Consider the following 16,015-nt stretch of genomic DNA (forward strand, 5'->3'; position numbering starts at 1 on the left):
AGGCGGGGGGAGTTAGGTGAGTACGCTCTGACTTGCCCCCTCCGCGCCTGTCGGCGCTCCTCCCCCCGGAGGGGGAAGAAGGCGAGTCCTACACTCCCACGCTCGCCAGCAGCTCCGCCAGCGCCGCCGGGTCATCGAAGCGCGCCCGGACGGGCCAGGGCGTGACCTTATCACGCCACGCGGGCGGCAGGCGCATCCAGTCCTTTTCCGTCGTCACCAGCCCGGCGTCATAGACCTTGGCGCGGTCGGCCAGCATCAGCAGCGTCGCCTCGTCATATTCGCCGTGGTCGGGGAAGGGGGCGAAGTCGACCACCTGGCAGCCAGCGGCGGTCAGGGCCTTTTCCACCTTCCAGGGCTTGCCGACGCCCGCGAAGCCGACCTGAGGCCCCTTCGGCACGGGGGCGGCGGCCTCTAAGCGGGCGACCAGCACGGGCATGTCGCCGAACTCCACGAGGAGATCGAAGTCGGGCTGCTCGACATCGACCGGCAGCAGTACGATCACCGCGTCGGCGCGGGACAGCCCGACCTTCAGCGGCTCGCGCATCGGGCCGGCGGGGAAGACGCGGCCGTCGCCGAACGGCCATTCGCCGTCACGCGTCTCGCCGTCCACCACCACCAGGGACAGGGCCTTGCGGATGGTCGGGTTCTGGTGGCCGTCGTCCATCACGATCGCCTGGGCGCCCCAGCGCGCCGCCGCCTTGGCGCCCGCGACCCGATCGGCCGAGACCCACATCGGGAAGTCCTGAGCCAGCATCAGCGGCTCGTCGCCGACGTCCTTGGCCGTGTGGCGCGTGGCGTCGACCCGCACCGGGCCTTTCAGCCGGCCGCCATAGCCGCGTGACAGACCGTGGGCGTTGACGCCGCGCTGAGTCAGGGTCAGCAGCAGCTCTCGAACGATCGGGGTCTTGCCGGCCCCGCCCATGGTGACATTGCCGACGCAGATCACCGGCGCGCCGACGATGGACGGCGTCGTGCGGGCGATGCGCCGGCGGGTGACGTCGGCCCAGATCCACGAGAGCGGAGTCAGCAGGGCGCGGGTCAGCGGGGCCGGACCGCCGCTCTTCACGTACCACCAGCGGGGTGTGCCGAGTTTCATGGAGCCAGCTCGAGAATGCGAGAGAGGCCCGCGCGCGCCTCGACGTCGCGGGCGTCGACATAGGCGCGCGCGCGGGCGGCGCGGTCGCGCGCCGCGGCGGGATCGGCGAAGTCGGCGGCCAGGGCGTCGCGCAGACCTTCCGGCGAGGTCATGACCACGCCGCCGGCGGCTTCGAGGCCGGCGAACGCCGAGGCCCAGTTCTCGACGAACGGGCCGCTGATCGCCGGGCAGTCCAGGCGGGCGGCCTCCAGCGGATTGTGGCCGCCGATGCCCTCGACCAGGCTGCCGGCGATGATGGCGGTCCCAGCCAAGCGGAACCACAGGCCCATCTCGCCCAGGGTGTCGGCGACGACGACATCGGCGCTTTCGCCCGGCGCCTGGCTGCGCAGGACGGCGGAGAGACCGCGCGCTTTCGCCAGGGCCAGGATCGCCGGACCGCGCTCGACGTGGCGCGGCGCCAGCACCGCCGGCGGCCGGTCGGAGAGGGCGGCGAGGGCGTTCAGAACGATCTCGTCCTCGCCCGGATGAGTGCTGGCGATCAGCAACGGCGGGCGGGCGAACCGCGCGCGCTCCACCGCCAGCGCGGGCTCGTCGACCGGCAGCGGCGCGGCGCCGAATTTCAGGTCGGCCTCGCCCGCGACCCGTCCGCCCAGGGCCTCGAAGCGCTCGTGGGCGCGGGCGTCCTGGGCCAGGATCAGGTCGAAGGCCGACAGCAGCTGGCGGGCGGCGTCGGGCCGCTGGCTCCAGCGCGCGAAGCTGCGATCCGACAGCTTGGCGGAGACCAGGGCTAGGCGCGTCCCGGCGGCCTTGGCCTCCAGCAGGAGGTTGGGCCACAGCTCGCTCTCCACGAAGACGGCCAGGTCGGGCTTCCAGCGGGCGAGGAAGCGCCGCGCCGCGCCGGGCGCGTCGACGGGGACGTACTGGTGGATCGCGCCGGCCGGCAGGCGCTTGGCCAAGAGAGCGGCCGAGGTGGTGGTGCCGGAAGTGACCAGGACGGTGACGCCAGGCCGTTCGGCGCGCAGGCGCTCGACCAGCGGCAGGATCGACAGGCTCTCGCCGACGCTGGCGCCGTGCAGCCAGACCAGCGGGCCGGCGGGGCGCGCGCGGTCGCCGCGTCCCAGTCGTTCGGACAGTCGGGCCGGATCCTCCTTGCCCCGGCGCGCGCGGCGAGACAGCAGCGCCGGCGCGAAGGGTTCGAGCAGGCCCGTGGCGGCCCGGTAGAGGCCCAGGGACAGGGTCACACCACGCCCCTAGACAACATCGGCTGGCGCCAGGCGGCAGGCATGGGCCCCGTGGCTGCTCTCGACCTGGATGGTCGCGTGGCCGATGTTGAACTTGCTGGCCAATTCCGAGCAGGCGTCGTGCAGGAACTGGTCGTGATCGGCGTCCAGCGGACGCACGACGTGGGCGGTCAGGGCGTTCTCTGTCGTGCTCATGGCCCAGATGTGCAGGTCGTGCACCTCCGAGACGCCTGGACGGGTCGCCAGCCAGTCGCGGACCTTGCCGGGATCGATGCCGCGCGGCGTCGCGTCGAGCGCCAGGTCCAGGGAGTCGCGCAGCAGACCCCAGGTGCCCAGCACGATCACGGCGACGATCGCCAGGCTGACCACGGGGTCCAGCCACAGCCAGTGCGTCAGACTCATGGCGAAGGCGGCGACCACCACGCCCGCCGACACCGCCGCGTCGGCGGCCATGTGCAGGAAGGCGCCCCGAACGTTCAGGTCCTCCTTGGAGCCGCGCATGAACATCAGGGCCGTGGCGGTGTTGATGGCAATGCCGACGGCGGCGACGACCATCACCGGACCGGTCTCGATCGGTTGGGGATCGGCGAAGCGGCGGACGGCTTCCCACGCGATGGCGCCGACGGCGACCAGCAGCAGGGCGGCGTTGATCAGCGAGGCCAGGATCGTGCCCTTGCGCAGGCCATAGGTCCGGCGAAGGCTGGGCGCGCGCTTGGCCAGCACCGCCGCGCCCCAGGCCAGCAGCAGGCCCAGCACGTCCGACAGATTGTGGCCGGCGTCGGCCAGCAGGGCCAGCGATCCCGTGATCAGGCCCGCGGCGGCCTCGACCACCACGAAGCCCAGGTTCAGGGCGGTGCCGACCGCGAAGGCGCGGCCGAAGTCCTTGGGCGCGTGGCTATGGCCGTGATGGCCGTGGCCATGATGGTGGCCGTGCGCGTGATCATGATCGTGGTGATCATGATCACGCCCATGGTCATGATCGTGGTGGTGCGCGTGTCCGGGGTGATCGTGAGCCATGGCCCTACATCCCACCAAGCATCAGCCGGATCAATCTTCGACCAGGGCTTCGGCCCGGCGGGTGACCGCCGAGAGCCGCGCGGCCCAGTCCTCGACCAGCTGGTCGGGGTCGTCGCCGCGTCCGGCGCCGGTCGGCCCATCCCAGACCATGGCGGCCTTGGCGAAGGGCAGCGGGATCATGGTCTGGTCCCACGAGCCCAGGCGCAGGCAGGGCTTGGCGGCGAGGCCGACGAAGATCACCGGCGCGCCGGTGACGCGGGCCAGGGAGGGCGTGCCCTTCTCCATGTGCTCGGCCGGGCCGCGCGGACCGTCGGGGGTGATGGCGACGCCGCCGCCGTCCTTCACCCACTTGACCATGTCGCGGAAGGCCTGCTCGCCGTGCTTGTTCTTGGCCAGGTCCGTCTTCTTGGCCGACGAGCCCCGGATGGCGGGGAAACCCAGCTTCTCGACCGTGCGGGCGATGAACTCGCCGTCGTTCGAGCGCGAAATCAGGGCGCGCATGTCCTGGCGACGCGAGAGGTCCTGCGGCCAGCTCAGCGGCGACATCGGGATGCGCGAGTGCCAGAAGCACAGGATCGCGCCGACGCCGGTCTCGCGGCCCTGGGCCCAGACAGCCTCGGCCTGCTCGCGACCTTCCTCGGTCATGCGCAGGGTCCTGAAGACCAGCTTGGAATAGCCGGCGAAGATCGAGGACAGCAGCCAGATCACGAACGGCGAACGCAGAGGTCTCAAGCGTCACCTTCCAGGCGCGGCGCGTCGGGGGCGTGGTCCAGGTCCTGGGCCTTGGCTAGGCGGGCATAGAGGCCGCCGGCCTGCACGAGTTCGGCGTGCGATCCGGTCTCGACGACGCGGCCCTTGTCGATGACGTAGATGCGGTCGGCGTTCTTCACGGTCGACAGGCGGTGGGCGATCAGGATCGTCGTGCGGCCGGCCATCAGCCGCTCCAGCGCCGCCTGCACCTGGGCCTCGCTCTCGGTGTCGAGGGCGCTGGTGGCCTCGTCGAGCAGCAGGATCGGGGCGTTCTTGAGGAAGGCGCGGGCGATGGCGATCCGCTGACGCTGGCCGCCAGACAGGCGGGTCCCGGCCTCGCCGACCGAGGTGTCGTAGCCCTCGGGCAGGGCCAGGATGAAGTCGTGGGCGGCGGCCTGGCGGGCGGCGGCCTCGATCTCCAACTGGCTGGCGCCGGGACGGGCGTAGGCGATGTTGGCGCGGATGGTGTCGTCGAACAGGAACGGCTCCTGCGTCACCAGGGCGATCTGGTCGCGCAAGGAGGCCAGGGTCACGGTCCGCACGTCGTGGCCGTCGATCGTCACGGCGCCGCCGTTCACGTCGTAGAAGCGCGGGATAAGGTTCAGGATCGAGCTCTTGCCGCCGCCCGAGGGGCCGACCAGGGCCACGGTCTCGCCCTGGCGCGCCTCGATCGAGACGTCGGAAAGGGCGGGGATGTCCGCGCCGTACGAGAAGGTGACGTGGCTCAGGGCGATGGCGCTGTCGCCGGCCGGCAGCGGCCTGGCGTCGACCGGATCGACGATGGTCGGCTCGACATCGAGGGCGGCGAACAGGCGGCGGGCGCCGGTGAAGCCCTCGCTGAACACCGTCTGCAGATTGGCGACCTGGCGCAGCGACTGCAGGGCCATCGCCAGGGCCGCCAGGAAGGCCGAGAAATCCCCGGCGCTCATCTGGCCCATCGTCGCCCGCCAACCGGCATAGGCCAGGACGCCGGCGGTGATCAGCGCGCCGAAGGTCTCGGTGGCGGGCGCCGCCATGGCCTTGGCGTTCGAGCCCTTGATCAGGTGCCGCTGACGGCGCTCGATCACGGCGGCGACGCGGCCTTCCTCATAGGCCTCGCGGTTCTCCATCTTGACGATCTTGACCCCGTCCAGGCTCTCCATGATCGCGGTGGAGAGGTTCGAGGTCTCGCCCATGGCGCCCTTGGCGGCCTTGGTCGTCTTCTTCGAGAAGCGGCGGATGAACAGGCTGGAGACGGGGCCGATGATCAAGACGCCGCAGGCCAGCGGCCTGTCCAGCTGGAACATGACCACCAGCGCGCCGACGACGGTCAGGAGTTCGCGCGTGTAGTTGACGACGCCGCTGGTGGCCGCCTCGCGGATCAGGGTGGCGTCATAGAGCATCGACGAGACGTAGGAGCCCGAATGGGCGCCGCGCAGGCGCGCCAGGTCCGAGCGCATCAGCCGGCCGAACAGCCGCAGCTGCATGTCGCCGACGACGCCGTTGCCGATGCGGTTGATCGAGGTGGTCTGCAACACCTGGAAGACGCCGCGCGCGATCGCGATGAGCGCGATCAGCAAAGGGATCCGCCACAGGGCGCCCGGCTGGGGATGGGAGATCAGGTGATCGACCGCCGGCTTCAGCACATAGGCGAGGGCCGCGCTTAATCCGGCGACGGCGACCGCGCAGAGCAAGGCGGCGGCCAGGCTGTTGCGCCGGGGCTGCAAGTACTCGCGCCAGATCCGCGCGGCGAGGGCGCGGTTCGAAAGCTGCGGAGAGTCCTGGGCGGTCATGGGCGAGGGGTCGGATTTCGAGGCGAAGCTGTCAATGACTTCGCGGACGCACTGCCCGCGAAAAGCGACGCCATCGGGGCCGGTTTTGCCTTTCCGGGCGCTCTACCCTACTTAGACCGCGCATTTCGCAAGGATCGTCCCGCTTGGCCAAGTTCGACCTCACCACGCCCTGGGGCCGGTTCAGGACCTATCTCCACTACCTATGGAACGACCACGCCTATCTGCGCCTGGGCTTTTCCAACGCCCACTGGATCAGCCCCGAGATGGTCCGCGCCAACCAGCCGTGGCCGTTCCAGCTGGCCTGGTGGAAGAAGCAGGGGATCAAGACGATCGTGAACCTGCGCGGCGGCTTCGACGGCAGCTTCTACGCGCTGGAGAAGGACGCCTGCCAGCGCCTGGGCCTGAACTTCGTCGACTTCACCATCACCTCGCGCGAGGTTCCGATCCGCGAGCGGGTGCGGGGGGCCAAGGAACTGTTCGAGACGATCGAATATCCGGCCCTGATGCACTGCAAGTCCGGGGCGGACCGGGCCGGCATCATGAGCGTCTTCTACGCCCACTACCGGCTGGGCCAGCCGATCCGCGAGGCGATGAAGCAGCTGGGGCCGCGCTATCTGCACATCAAGCACGGCAACACCGGCGTGCTGGACTATGTCTTCGAGCAGTATCTGGAGAAGGGCGAGCCCAAGGGGCTGACCTTCAGCGAGTGGGTCGAGAGCGAGGACTACGACCCCGTCGCGATGAAGAAGACCTTCCGCGCCGGGATGCTGGGGAAGGTGCTGACGGACAAGATTTTGAGAAGAGAATAGATGCTCCCCCGTGATACGGGGGAGCTGTCGCGGAGCGACTGAGGGGGCGAGTTGGACGAACGCCGCGTTAGCCCCCTCCGGCCCTCTGGGCCACCTCCCCCGCGATGCGGGGGAGGAACTTAGAACCCTTACCCCTCGCTCGGATCCAGCAGCTTGTGGGCGTGGATGATGAAGTAGCGGGCGTGGGCGTTGTCGACGGTGGCCTGGGCCTTGGCCTTCCAGGCCTTGTGGGCCTCGTCGTAGTTCGGATAGGCGCCGACGAATTCGACCTGCGACAGGTCGCGGAATTCAGTGCCGGCGACGTCCTTCAGTTCACCGCCGATGACGATATGAAGAAGCTGCTTATCGGGCATTTGGAGCAAGTTCCTGCGAGGAATTGGTTTTATGGCAGCTCGATATGCCCGACGCGGTTAAGGATCAATGGCGCGAGCGCCGGATTGGCGCAAACCAGGCTCGGAACCTGCGGAACGGGGCGATTATAGGCGAAATCTCGCCCCTTATGGTCGCTAAGCGTGGCGCCCGCGCGACGGACGATCAGGTCGGCGGCCGCCAGGTCCCACTCGCACTTGGGCGACAGGGCCACGGCCGCGTCGAAGGCGCCCGAGGCCACCAGGCACATGCGGTAGGCGATCGAGTTGCGGCTTTCGATGCGCATCTCCGGCCACGGCTCGCGCCAGGCGGGATGGGCGAACATCTTGGCGTCGCCCAGCATGGCGGCGCCGAACAGCTGGTCGGTGGCGCTGGGCGAAATCGGGGCGCCGTTCAGGGTGGCCGGGCCCTCCAGCGTGGCCGCGTAGGTCTCGGACAGCGCCGGGGCGTGGACGACGCCGGCGATGGGCCGTCCGTCCTCGACCACGGCGATCGAGATCGCGAACCACGGCTTGTTCTTCATGAAGGCCACGGTGCCGTCGATCGGGTCGACGACGAACTGCCGGCGGGTGGAGAGGCGCGCCGGATCGTCGGCGGTTTCCTCCGACAGCCAGCCATAGTCGGGCCGCGCCGACTTCAGTTCCAGTTTGAGCAGGGTGTCGACGGCCAGGTCGGCGTCAGTGACCGGCGAGCCGCCTTTCTTGGACCAGATCTTCAGGCCGCTCTCGCGCGCGGTGAGCGCCAGCTCCCCGGCCTTGCGAGCGGCGTCGAGGATCAGGTCCAGGTCGTTCATTTGCCCGCGATGGCCAGGGCGTCGACCAGCAGCGACGGACTGTTGCTGGCCCCGCGAAGCTCGAGGTCCGAGCCGGGAACGAGACGCGCGTAGATGTCGATCAGGTTGCCGGCCACGGTGATCTCGGTGACCGGCCCGGTGCTCTCGCCGTTCTCGAACCAGTAGCCCGAGCAGCCGACCGACCAGTCGCCGGTGTTGCCGTTCAGAGAGGGTCCGAACATCGAGGTGACGACGAGGCCGGTTCCGGCGTCCTTCATCAGGCCCTTGAGGTCCTTCTCGCCCGGCTGGAGCGTCAGGTTGTGGGTCGACACGCCGGAGGGGCCGGCGAGGCCCCGCGAGGCGTGGCCGGTGGTGGTCATCCCCAGCTGCTTGGCCGAGCTGGTGTTCAGCAGCCAGGTGGTCAGCACGCCGTCGTCGATCAGGGCGCGAGCCTGCGTCGCCACGCCCTCGTCATCGAACGGCGCCGAGCCAAGGCCGCGCACGCGGTGCGGGTCTTCCAGCAAGTGGACGCCGCGGGCGAAGATCGGCTGACCCAGCTTGTCCTTCAGGAACGAGGTGCCCCGCGCGATCGAGGGGCCGGAGATCGCGCCCAGCAGCGGGCCGATCAGGCTCATCGCCAGGCGGTTCTCGAAGATCACCGGGGCGGTGGTCGAGCTGATCTTGCGCGGGTTCAGGCGGGCGACCGCCTGACGGCCGGCCTCCATGCCGATGTCGCCGGCGGCGGGAAGGTCGCCGAAGTGACGGGTCGAGCGGCCCTCGCCGCCACGCTCCATGCCCGCGCCCTCGCCGGCGATGGCCGAGGCCGAGATCGAGTGGCCGGTCGCCGCGTGGCTGGCGTGGAAGCCTTCGCTGGTGACCATCGCCCAGCGCGACGACGACCATGCCGCCGAGCCGCCGTCGGAATTGGTCACCCCCTTGACCGCGCGGGCGTGCTCCTCGGCCGTGCGGGCCTGGGTCTCGAGCGTCTCGGCCGAAGGTTCGTAGGGATCGACGAGGTCGAGTTCGGGATAGGGCGCGCGGGCCAGGCGGTCCTGCGGCGCCAGGCTGGCGTAGGGATCCTCGGGCGCCAGGCGGGCCATGGCGACGGCGCGCTCGATCAGCTTGCCGCGCGCCTCGGCTGAGATGTCGGAGCCGGAGACCGTGGCGCTGCGCTGGCCGATGAAGACGCGCAGGCCGAGATCCCGGGCTTCCTCGCGCTCGACCTCTTCCAGATCGCCCAGGCGGACGCTGACGGAGAGCGACTGGCGCTCGGCGAAGACAGCCTCGGCCGCGTCGGCCCCGGCCTTGCGCGCGGCGGCGACCACGTCATGCAGCAGGTTTTCGTCCATGCGGTCTTATGGACGAGGTCTCCTCCCCCGTGCAACGGGGGAGGACAATTCGTGATCAGGCGATCGCCGAGATCAGCAGGGCCACGCCGGCGAAGATGTAGGCCAGCCAGGTGGCGATCATGCCCGCCGCGCGGGGGATCGAGACGCCGCCGCTGTTGGAGAGGCCGATGGCGTGGGTCACGCGGCCCGCGAACAGCAGGAAGCCGACGACGTGGATGGTCAGGCTCGAAGCGCCGGCGACGGCCAGCACCGCCAAGGCGGCGATGCCCGTCGGCACGTATTCCGTGGCGTTGCCGAAGGCGCGGATGGCGCGCGCCAGCTCGGGGATGCCTTCGTCGCCCAGGGCCACCTTGTGCTTCTGGCGCAGGCGCACGACCAGCACGGACAGGATCAGCAGAAGGAAGAGGTGCAGGCCGGCCCACAGGGCGGCCGCGTGGCCGGAAACGATCGTATCCATGACTTACAAGACCTTATGACGCCGCCCGCCCCCGAGCGGCCGGCCATATGAGACCTTTCGCCCGGGAACGGCAACCCGGCGCTACCGCGCGACCTCGCGGGCGATCGGATAGAGCAGGTGATGGTCGTCGTAGAAGGGCGTGCGCTTGTAGAACCAGGCTAGGCGCGCCTGGGGATCGGCGGCGAACTTGGGCTCGGCCGCCAGCTTGGCCTCGAATTCGGCCTTCAGCTTGGGATCTGCGGCCATCATCCTCTCGGCCAACGGGGCGATGGCGTAGGGCTCGATATATTCGACGCGGCTCAGCACCTCGGGGACCATGCCCCAGGCGAAGACGCTCTCGTTCGACTGCGGCTCCAGCAACAGGACCACCAGGTCGCCCAGCGGCTGGTCGGTCGGCACGCGGACCGAGCCCTTCGGGAAGGTCCAGTCGCGGGTCTCGGTGGTGACCTTGTCGACGCTGATCTGCACGTGGCCCTCATTGGCGCGCGTGGCGATCTTGGGATCGACCAGGCGGATCATCTCGACCTTGAGCGTCTTGTCGGCGGGCAGGGGCTCCAGCGCCACGCCGTGCAGCTTCAGGCGCTCGATGATGTCGGCGCGGTAGCTGGGCACATAGTAGGCGGCGGGGCGCTTCAGGGTCAGCGAGGGCTTGGAGCCGTAGAACGGCACGTTCCAGAGCTCGGGATCAGGCTCGCCCAGCCAGCGCACTTCCTTCCGGCCCGAGGCGGGGCTGTCGTAGTACTCATAGCGGATGCCCTTGAAGGCGCGCGTGTAGGCGGGCTTGTCGTCGGCGACGAAGTTGGCCGGGATCTCGCTCGGGCGCAGGGCGCTGTCGGCGGCGATGGCGGTCCGCAGGTCGCCGCCCTTGTCGGCCAACAGCTTCATCGCCGTCTCGATGAACACATAGGTCCCCAGCACGCGCTGGGCGTGGGGCTTGAGGCTATGGTTCTCGATCAGGATGGTCGGGACGTGGGCGGCCGCGCCCCAGCCGTTCGAGAAGCGCTCGCCCAGGCCCCCATCCGAGAAGCCGGCCTTGGGATCGTGCTCGTCGATCCCGAACACCAGCTCGCCCGGGATGTGGCCCTCGGCCTCCAGGCTCTTGTTCATGACGGGCTTGAGCACCCCGTCCAGCCATTTGGCGATGGCCGGCGAGCGGTTCCAGACGCCGTTCTCGCCGTTGAAGCCGTAGGTGACGTCGTACTGGTAGTCCATGCCGTCGGTCACGTGGACGTCGACATAGAGATCGGCCTTGTACTTGGCCTGCAAGCGTTTCAGCGCCCGCATCTCCGGCTGGTCCAGCTTCATGAAGTCGCGGTTCAGGTTCTGGTTGGTCGCGGTGTTGCGCCAGCCCTGGATGCGCGGCCCGCGCTGGTTCGGACGCGAATAGGGGCCCGACCGCTCGTGGCCATCGACCGACAGGATCGGGATGAGGACGAGGTTCACCTTGTCCAGCAGCCCATCCTTGCCGTGGAACGCCATGTCCCGCAGCAGCATCATGCCGGCGTCCTTGCCGTCGATCTCCCCGGGGTGGATGCCGGCCTGGACCAGCAGCAGCGGCTTCTTGGGATCCAGCTTTTCGCCGTCCTTGGACGCGATCACCGCGAAGATCGCGCGGCCCTGCGGCGAGACGCCGAAGTCCTCGACGCGGATCAGGGGGCTGGCCTTGTCGAGCTTGTCGAACCAGGCGCGGGTGTCGGCGTAGGTCGGCGAGAAGTCGTGCTCGGCGTCGGCCTCGAACGGCGTCACCCACGGATCGGCCTTGTCGCGGATCAGCGCCTGGCTGGCGCCCTGCCAATGCGGGGCCGGCGGCAGGAAGGCTTCGTCCCACGGGGCTTTGCTGGCGGGTGTCTGCGACATGGCGGGGGATCCCAACGAGAGAATGACGGCGGCGAGGGCAAGTGAACGCATGCTGAGTCTCGGGTAATGGGCGAAGGGCGGGCGACGCCTACTCCTCAAACATTTCCCTTAGCGCCGCCAGGGTGGCCGACAGGGTTTTGGGATCAATGTCTGGAAGTCGTCGCACCATGCGAGACCGGGCGACGGTGCGGATTTGATCGGTAAGAACGAACCCGTCGCGTCCCTGATAGGTCACGGGCGGCCGGAACGGCGCTGCAAAGCCGCCGGTGGTCAACGGCACTACTGTCGATACGCGGAAGGGGTTCAAGTCCGATGGGGACACGACCACACATGGACGCGTCTTCTGGAGTTCGCCGCCTTCGGCCGGGTCAAGGCGGACAAGCCAGACCTCTCCCCGGTTCACCATGTCCAATCCTCGTCGGTTTCAGCCGTCAGCGGCGCTTCCAGCCATTCGACTTCTTCCTCGCTGAGGCCGTGAGCGGCGATTTTCTTTGCGGCCTCTTCCCAACCCTCACGCACTTTGCGTTTGCTGGCCTTCACGATCACCTCGTCGCCGTTGAGCGTGATTTCTAGGGGGTCACCCACTTCGACGCCCAGGCCGTCTAGGACTGGCCTTGGCAGGATCAAGCCGGCGGAGTTGCCAATCTTTCGGACAGACGAACGCATGGCGTTACCTCGTTATAACGAAGTAATAACACGGCTGCGTCGCTACTTCCAGATCGGCGTCCCGTCGCCTGGCAGGCCAAGGCGCGACCACTTCTCGCTGACGGCGTCGACGACGGACTGGTCCATGCGGATCTCCTGGCCCCATTCGCGCTTGGTCTCGGGCGGCCACTTGTCGGTGGCGTCGAGGCCGATCTTGGAGCCGAGGCCGCTCTCGGGGCTGGCGAAGTCGAGGTAGTCGATGGGGGTGTGCTCGATCACCGTGATGTCCCGGGCCGGGTCCATCTTGGTGCTGATCGCCCACATCACGTCCTTCCAGTCGCGGGCGTTGATGTCGTGGTCCACGACGATCACCCACTTGGTGTACATGAACTGGCGCAGATAGCTCCAGACGCCCAGCATCACGCGCTTGGCGTGGCCGGGATAGGCCTTCTTCATCGACACCACGGCGATGCGGTAGCTGCAGCCCTCGGGCGGCAGCCAGAAGTCGACGATCTCGGGAAACTGCTGGCGGATCAGCGGGATGAACACCTCGTTCAGCGCCTCGCCCAGCACGCTGGGCTCGTCCGGCGGCCGGCCGGTGAAGGTGGTCAGATAGATCGGGTCCTTGCGCATGGTGATCGCCGTCACCTGGAAGACCGGGAATTTCTCGACGCTGTTGTAGTAGCCGGTGTGGTCGCCGTAGGGGCCCTCGTCGGCGAACTCGTCCAAGAGGACGTGGCCCTCGATGACGATCTCGGCGTGGGCTGGCACCATCAGCGGCACGGTCTTGGCCGGGACGAGATCCACCTTGGCCCCGCGCAGCAGGCCGGCGAACTGATACTCCGACAAGGTGTCGGGCACCGGCGTCACGGCCGCCAGGATGGTGCCCGGATCCGCGCCCAGAACGGCGCAGGCGGGCAGGGGCTCCTTGTTCCCCGCCTTCTTGTGGCGAGCATAGTGCTGGGCGCCGCCGCGATGGGCCAGCCAGCGCATGATGCACTTGTCCTTGCCCAGCACCTGCATCCGGTAGATGCCCAGGTTGAAGTCGTCCTCGCGGTCCTTGCCAGGGCCCTTGGTCACCACCAGCGGCCAGGTGATCAGCGGCGCCGGTTCGCCCGGCCAGCAGGTCTGGACCGGCAGCTTTGTCAGGTCGATCTGGTCGCCGGTCAGGACGACCTCCTGCACGGGGGCCTTCTTCACCGCGCCCGGCCGCATGCTCATGACCGTCTTGGCGAGCGGCAGCATGTCGAGGGCGTCCTTGATCCCCTTGGGCGGCTGGGGCTGGCGCAGGAAGGCCAGCAGTTCGCCGACCTCGCGCAGTTCCCCGGCCGTCTCGCGCGGCTCGCCGCCCAGAGTGACGCCCATGGCCACGCGCTTGACGGTTCCGAACAGGTTCGCCAGCGCCGGCATCTCCGAGCGCGAGCCGTCGGGCAGCAGAACATGCTCGAACAGCACCGCCGGACCGCCGGTCGCCAGCAGGCGGGTCTGGATCTCCGTCATCTCCAGCACGCTGGAGACCGGCTCCTTGACCCGGACCAGCTCGCCCTTGGCCTCCAGGACGTCGATGAATTCGCGGAGGGATCGGTAGGCCATGGGGATGCTCGTAACTGGAAACGTCTAGTTGGCTACGGCCAGGTCGTCGGCGTGGATCATCGGGCCCTCGGTGAAACCGAGCTCGGCCTCGATGGCGTCCGAGCGCAGGCCCGCGATGCGCTGGGCGTCGGCGCTGTCGTAGCGGACGATGCCGCGCGCCACTTCGCGGCCGGTCTCATCGCGGACGCGGACGGCGTCGCCCTTCTCGAACGGGCCCTCGATGGCGCGCACGCCGGCCGACAGCAGGCTCTTGCCCGCCTCCAGCGCCTTGGCGGCGCCGGCGTCGATCGTGACCCAGCCCTGGGGCGCGAGCGAGCCGGCGATCCAGGCCTTGTAGGCGGCGGCGGGGCTGGCGCCGGCCTCGATCAGGGTCGCCTTCTCGCCCTCGGCGATGGCGGCCAGGGGGCGCGGGCGCGAGCCCAGGGTGATCAGAGTGGCGCAGCCGGCGGCGCGCGCGATGCGGGCGGCGGCGATCTTGGTGGCCATGCCGCCGGTGCCGACCCCGGCGGCGGCGTTGGCCCCTTCGGCCATGCCGGCGATCTCGGCGGTGATCTCCGAGACCAGCGGAATGTGCTGGGCCTTGGGGTTCTTGCGCGGGTCGGCCGTGTAGAGGCCGTCGATGTCCGACAGCAGCACCAAGAGGTCGGCGCCCGCCATCTGAGCGACGCGCGCGGCCAGGCGGTCGTTGTCGCCGTAGCGGATTTCCTCGGTGACGACGGTGTCGTTTTCGTTGACCACGGGCACGACGCCCAGGCCCATCAGGGTCTCGGTGGTGGCGCGGGCGTTCAGCCAGCGGCGGCGGGTCTCGGTGTCGTCGCGGGTCAGCAGGATCTGGGCGACGCCCAGGCCGTGGGGCTCGAAGGCCTCTTCCCAGGCGCGCATCAGCAGCGACTGGCCGGCGGCGGCGGCGGCCTGCTTCTCGGGCAAGGTCGCCTTGCGGCCGGTAAGGCCGAGGCGTCGGCGACCCAGCGCCACCGCGCCCGACGAGACCACCAGCACTTGCTTGCCGGCGGCGCGCAGGGCGGCGGCGTCGGCGCAGAAGGCCTCCAGCCAGGCGCGGTCGGCCGCGCCCGTCTTGTCATCGACCAGCAGGGCCGAGCCGACCTTGAAGACGATGCGACGGGCGTTCCGATATGCCTCGGCCGCCTGGCTCACGGCGTCCAGCCTCCGGGGGTCTCGTCGACGTGGTCCTCGTCCTCCTCGATCTCTTCCTCGAGATCGCCGCGACGGATGCGGACCTGCTTGTAGGCCGCGCGCAGCAGCGCCTTTACGCCCTGACCCGAGACGCCCGACACCAGATAGGGTTTCACGCCGGCCACGGCCTCAAGTTCGGCGACCTTCTCGGCGAGGGTTTCCTCGTCCAGGGCGTCGATCTTGTTCAGCGCCAGGATCTCGGCCTTGTCGGCCAGCTCGTCGCCATAGGCTTCCAGCTCGCCCCGGATCGTCTCATAGGCGCCGACGACGTCGTCCTGGGTCGCGTCGATCAGGTGGATCAGGGTCGCCGAGCGCTCGACGTGGCCCAAGAACCGGGTGCCGAGACCAGCGCCTTCCGACGCGCCCTCGATCAGGCCGGGAATGTCGGCCAGCACGAAGCGTTCGCTGGACGACAGGTCCACGACGCCGAGGTTCGGGGTCAGGGTGGTGAACGGATAGTCGGCGATCTTGGGCTTGGCGGCGCTGGCGGCGGCCAGGAAGGTCGACTTGCCCGCGTTGGGCAGACCCACCAGGCCGACGTCGGCGATGAGTTTGAGCCGCAGCCAGATCCAGCGCTCCTCGCCCTCCTGGCCGGGATTGGCGTACTTGGGCGCCTGGTTGACCGGGCCCTTGAAGTGCAGGTTGCCCCAGCCGCCGTTGCCGCCCTTGGCCAGCAGCACGCGCATGCCGGCGTGGTCCAGGTCGGCGATCAGGGTCTCCTTGTCCTCTTCCAGCACCTCGGTGCCGACGGGAACCTTGAGGACGACATCCTCGCCGGCGGCGCCGTGGCGCGCGCGACCCATGCCGTGCACGCCCGTGCCGGCCTTGAAGTGCTGCTGGTAGCGATAGTCGATCAGGGTGTTGAGGCCCTCGACGGCCTCGATCCACACGTCGCCGCCGCGACCGCCGTCACCGCCGTCCGGGCCGCCGTACTCGATGTACTTCTCGCGGCGGAACGACACCGACCCGCCGCCGCCGTTACCGGAGCGGATGTAGATCTTGCATTGGTCCAAGAATTTCATGGGGTCCTTTTGTCCCAAGGCGTCCCGCGCGTCGAGCCAAAACCCCGTTTTCACCGTGACGCTTGGTCACGT

At 69.2% G+C, this 16,015-nt stretch carries 16 protein-coding genes; 1 reads left to right on the forward strand and 15 read right to left on the reverse strand.

Annotated features, from left to right (window positions below; all coding sequences use genetic code 11):
• Nucleotides 1-88 precede the first annotated feature (88 nt).
• From lpxK to AX690_RS08085, 5 genes are read right to left on the reverse strand one after another with little or no spacing between them, the layout of a single operon-like run.
• Nucleotides 89-1,096 (reverse strand): tetraacyldisaccharide 4'-kinase, encoded by a 1,008-nt coding sequence (lpxK, locus tag AX690_RS08065; protein ID WP_066681403.1) that lies wholly within the window; start codon nt 1,094-1,096, stop codon nt 89-91.
• Complete coding sequence (locus AX690_RS08070) at nt 1,093-2,337, reverse strand: 3-deoxy-D-manno-octulosonic acid transferase (protein ID WP_066681405.1); 1,245 nt, start codon at nt 2,335-2,337, stop codon at nt 1,093-1,095. Before AX690_RS08070 ends, lpxK begins: the two co-directional genes overlap by 4 nt.
• Nucleotides 2,338-2,346: 9 nt before the next feature.
• A complete protein-coding gene (locus AX690_RS08075) occupies nt 2,347-3,354 on the reverse strand; it encodes a cation diffusion facilitator family transporter (protein ID WP_066681410.1) in 1,008 nt (335 codons plus the stop codon).
• Between the two features lie 30 nt (nt 3,355-3,384).
• Nucleotides 3,385-4,086, reverse strand: a complete 702-nt coding sequence (locus AX690_RS08080) for a lysophospholipid acyltransferase family protein (protein WP_066681411.1) — start codon at nt 4,084-4,086, stop codon at nt 3,385-3,387.
• A complete protein-coding gene (locus AX690_RS08085; RefSeq protein WP_066681412.1) occupies nt 4,083-5,876 on the reverse strand; it encodes an ABC transporter ATP-binding protein in 1,794 nt (597 codons plus the stop codon). The genes AX690_RS08080 and AX690_RS08085 overlap by 4 nt, the downstream gene beginning before the upstream one ends.
• Before the next feature lie 143 nt (nt 5,877-6,019).
• Here AX690_RS08085 and AX690_RS08090 point away from each other — a divergent pair, with 143 nt between their 5' ends.
• Nucleotides 6,020-6,685 carry a tyrosine-protein phosphatase gene (locus AX690_RS08090; protein ID WP_066681413.1) on the forward strand — a complete coding sequence of 222 codons (666 nt, stop codon included), beginning with the start codon at nt 6,020-6,022 and terminating at the stop codon, nt 6,683-6,685.
• Between the two features lie 128 nt (nt 6,686-6,813).
• Here AX690_RS08090 and AX690_RS08095 read toward each other — a convergent pair whose 3' ends face one another.
• The 10 genes from AX690_RS08095 to obgE form a co-directional block, all read right to left on the reverse strand.
• On the reverse strand, nt 6,814-7,047 hold the full coding sequence (locus AX690_RS08095) for a DUF4170 domain-containing protein (protein WP_197426812.1): 234 nt from the start codon (nt 7,045-7,047) through the stop codon (nt 6,814-6,816).
• A gap of 20 nt (nt 7,048-7,067) precedes the next feature.
• A complete protein-coding gene (locus AX690_RS08100) occupies nt 7,068-7,847 on the reverse strand; it encodes a 3'(2'),5'-bisphosphate nucleotidase CysQ (RefSeq protein WP_066681420.1) in 780 nt (259 codons plus the stop codon).
• Entirely contained in the window at nt 7,844-9,175 is a 1,332-nt protein-coding gene (locus AX690_RS08105; protein ID WP_066681424.1) for a TldD/PmbA family protein, read from the reverse strand. The genes AX690_RS08100 and AX690_RS08105 overlap by 4 nt, the downstream gene beginning before the upstream one ends.
• 55 nt (nt 9,176-9,230) lie before the next feature.
• Nucleotides 9,231-9,632: an MAPEG family protein gene (locus tag AX690_RS08110; RefSeq protein ID WP_066681427.1), complete on the reverse strand. Its 402-nt coding sequence runs from the start codon at nt 9,630-9,632 to the stop codon at nt 9,231-9,233.
• A gap of 81 nt (nt 9,633-9,713) precedes the next feature.
• Nucleotides 9,714-11,540 (reverse strand): M14 family metallopeptidase, encoded by a 1,827-nt coding sequence (locus AX690_RS08115; protein WP_066681429.1) that lies wholly within the window; start codon nt 11,538-11,540, stop codon nt 9,714-9,716.
• A 37-nt stretch (nt 11,541-11,577) separates the two neighbouring features.
• Nucleotides 11,578-11,895: a type II toxin-antitoxin system PemK/MazF family toxin gene (locus tag AX690_RS22145; protein WP_082769566.1), complete on the reverse strand. Its 318-nt coding sequence runs from the start codon at nt 11,893-11,895 to the stop codon at nt 11,578-11,580.
• Nucleotides 11,889-12,155, reverse strand: coding sequence for an AbrB/MazE/SpoVT family DNA-binding domain-containing protein (locus AX690_RS08120; RefSeq protein WP_066681431.1), 267 nt, complete (start codon nt 12,153-12,155; stop codon nt 11,889-11,891). Before AX690_RS08120 ends, AX690_RS22145 begins: the two co-directional genes overlap by 7 nt.
• A 42-nt stretch (nt 12,156-12,197) precedes the next feature.
• Nucleotides 12,198-13,727, reverse strand: coding sequence for a UbiD family decarboxylase (locus AX690_RS08125; RefSeq protein ID WP_066681433.1), 1,530 nt, complete (start codon nt 13,725-13,727; stop codon nt 12,198-12,200).
• A gap of 24 nt (nt 13,728-13,751) precedes the next feature.
• Nucleotides 13,752-14,882, reverse strand: a complete 1,131-nt coding sequence (proB, locus tag AX690_RS08130) for a glutamate 5-kinase (RefSeq protein WP_066681435.1) — start codon at nt 14,880-14,882, stop codon at nt 13,752-13,754.
• A complete protein-coding gene (gene obgE / locus AX690_RS08135) occupies nt 14,879-15,943 on the reverse strand; it encodes a GTPase ObgE (protein WP_066681438.1) in 1,065 nt (354 codons plus the stop codon). Before obgE ends, proB begins: the two co-directional genes overlap by 4 nt.
• Nucleotides 15,944-16,015: the final 72 nt, after the last annotated feature.

The organism is Caulobacter sp. CCH9-E1 (assembly GCF_001556515.1).
GTDB lineage: Bacteria > Pseudomonadota > Alphaproteobacteria > Caulobacterales > Caulobacteraceae > Caulobacter.

Excerpts from the sequence above, each read along its gene's own strand:
- AX690_RS08075 (WP_066681410.1), bottom strand. The coding sequence starts at position 3,354 with ATGGCTCACGATCACCCCGGACACGCGCACCACCACGATCATGACCAT.
- obgE (WP_066681438.1), bottom strand. The coding sequence starts at position 15,943 with ATGAAATTCTTGGACCAATGCAAGATCTACATCCGCTCCGGTAACGGC.
- AX690_RS08120 (WP_066681431.1), bottom strand. The coding sequence starts at position 12,155 with ATGCGTTCGTCTGTCCGAAAGATTGGCAACTCCGCCGGCTTGATCCTG.
- AX690_RS08125 (WP_066681433.1), bottom strand. The coding sequence starts at position 13,727 with ATGGCCTACCGATCCCTCCGCGAATTCATCGACGTCCTGGAGGCCAAG.
- lpxK (WP_066681403.1), bottom strand. The coding sequence starts at position 1,096 with ATGAAACTCGGCACACCCCGCTGGTGGTACGTGAAGAGCGGCGGTCCG.
- AX690_RS22145 (WP_082769566.1), bottom strand. The coding sequence starts at position 11,895 with ATGGTGAACCGGGGAGAGGTCTGGCTTGTCCGCCTTGACCCGGCCGAA.
- AX690_RS08100 (WP_066681420.1), bottom strand. The coding sequence starts at position 7,847 with ATGAACGACCTGGACCTGATCCTCGACGCCGCTCGCAAGGCCGGGGAG.
- AX690_RS08085 (WP_066681412.1), bottom strand. The coding sequence starts at position 5,876 with ATGACCGCCCAGGACTCTCCGCAGCTTTCGAACCGCGCCCTCGCCGCG.
- AX690_RS08115 (WP_066681429.1), bottom strand. The coding sequence starts at position 11,540 with ATGCGTTCACTTGCCCTCGCCGCCGTCATTCTCTCGTTGGGATCCCCC.
- AX690_RS08110 (WP_066681427.1), bottom strand. The coding sequence starts at position 9,632 with ATGGATACGATCGTTTCCGGCCACGCGGCCGCCCTGTGGGCCGGCCTG.
- AX690_RS08105 (WP_066681424.1), bottom strand. The coding sequence starts at position 9,175 with ATGGACGAAAACCTGCTGCATGACGTGGTCGCCGCCGCGCGCAAGGCC.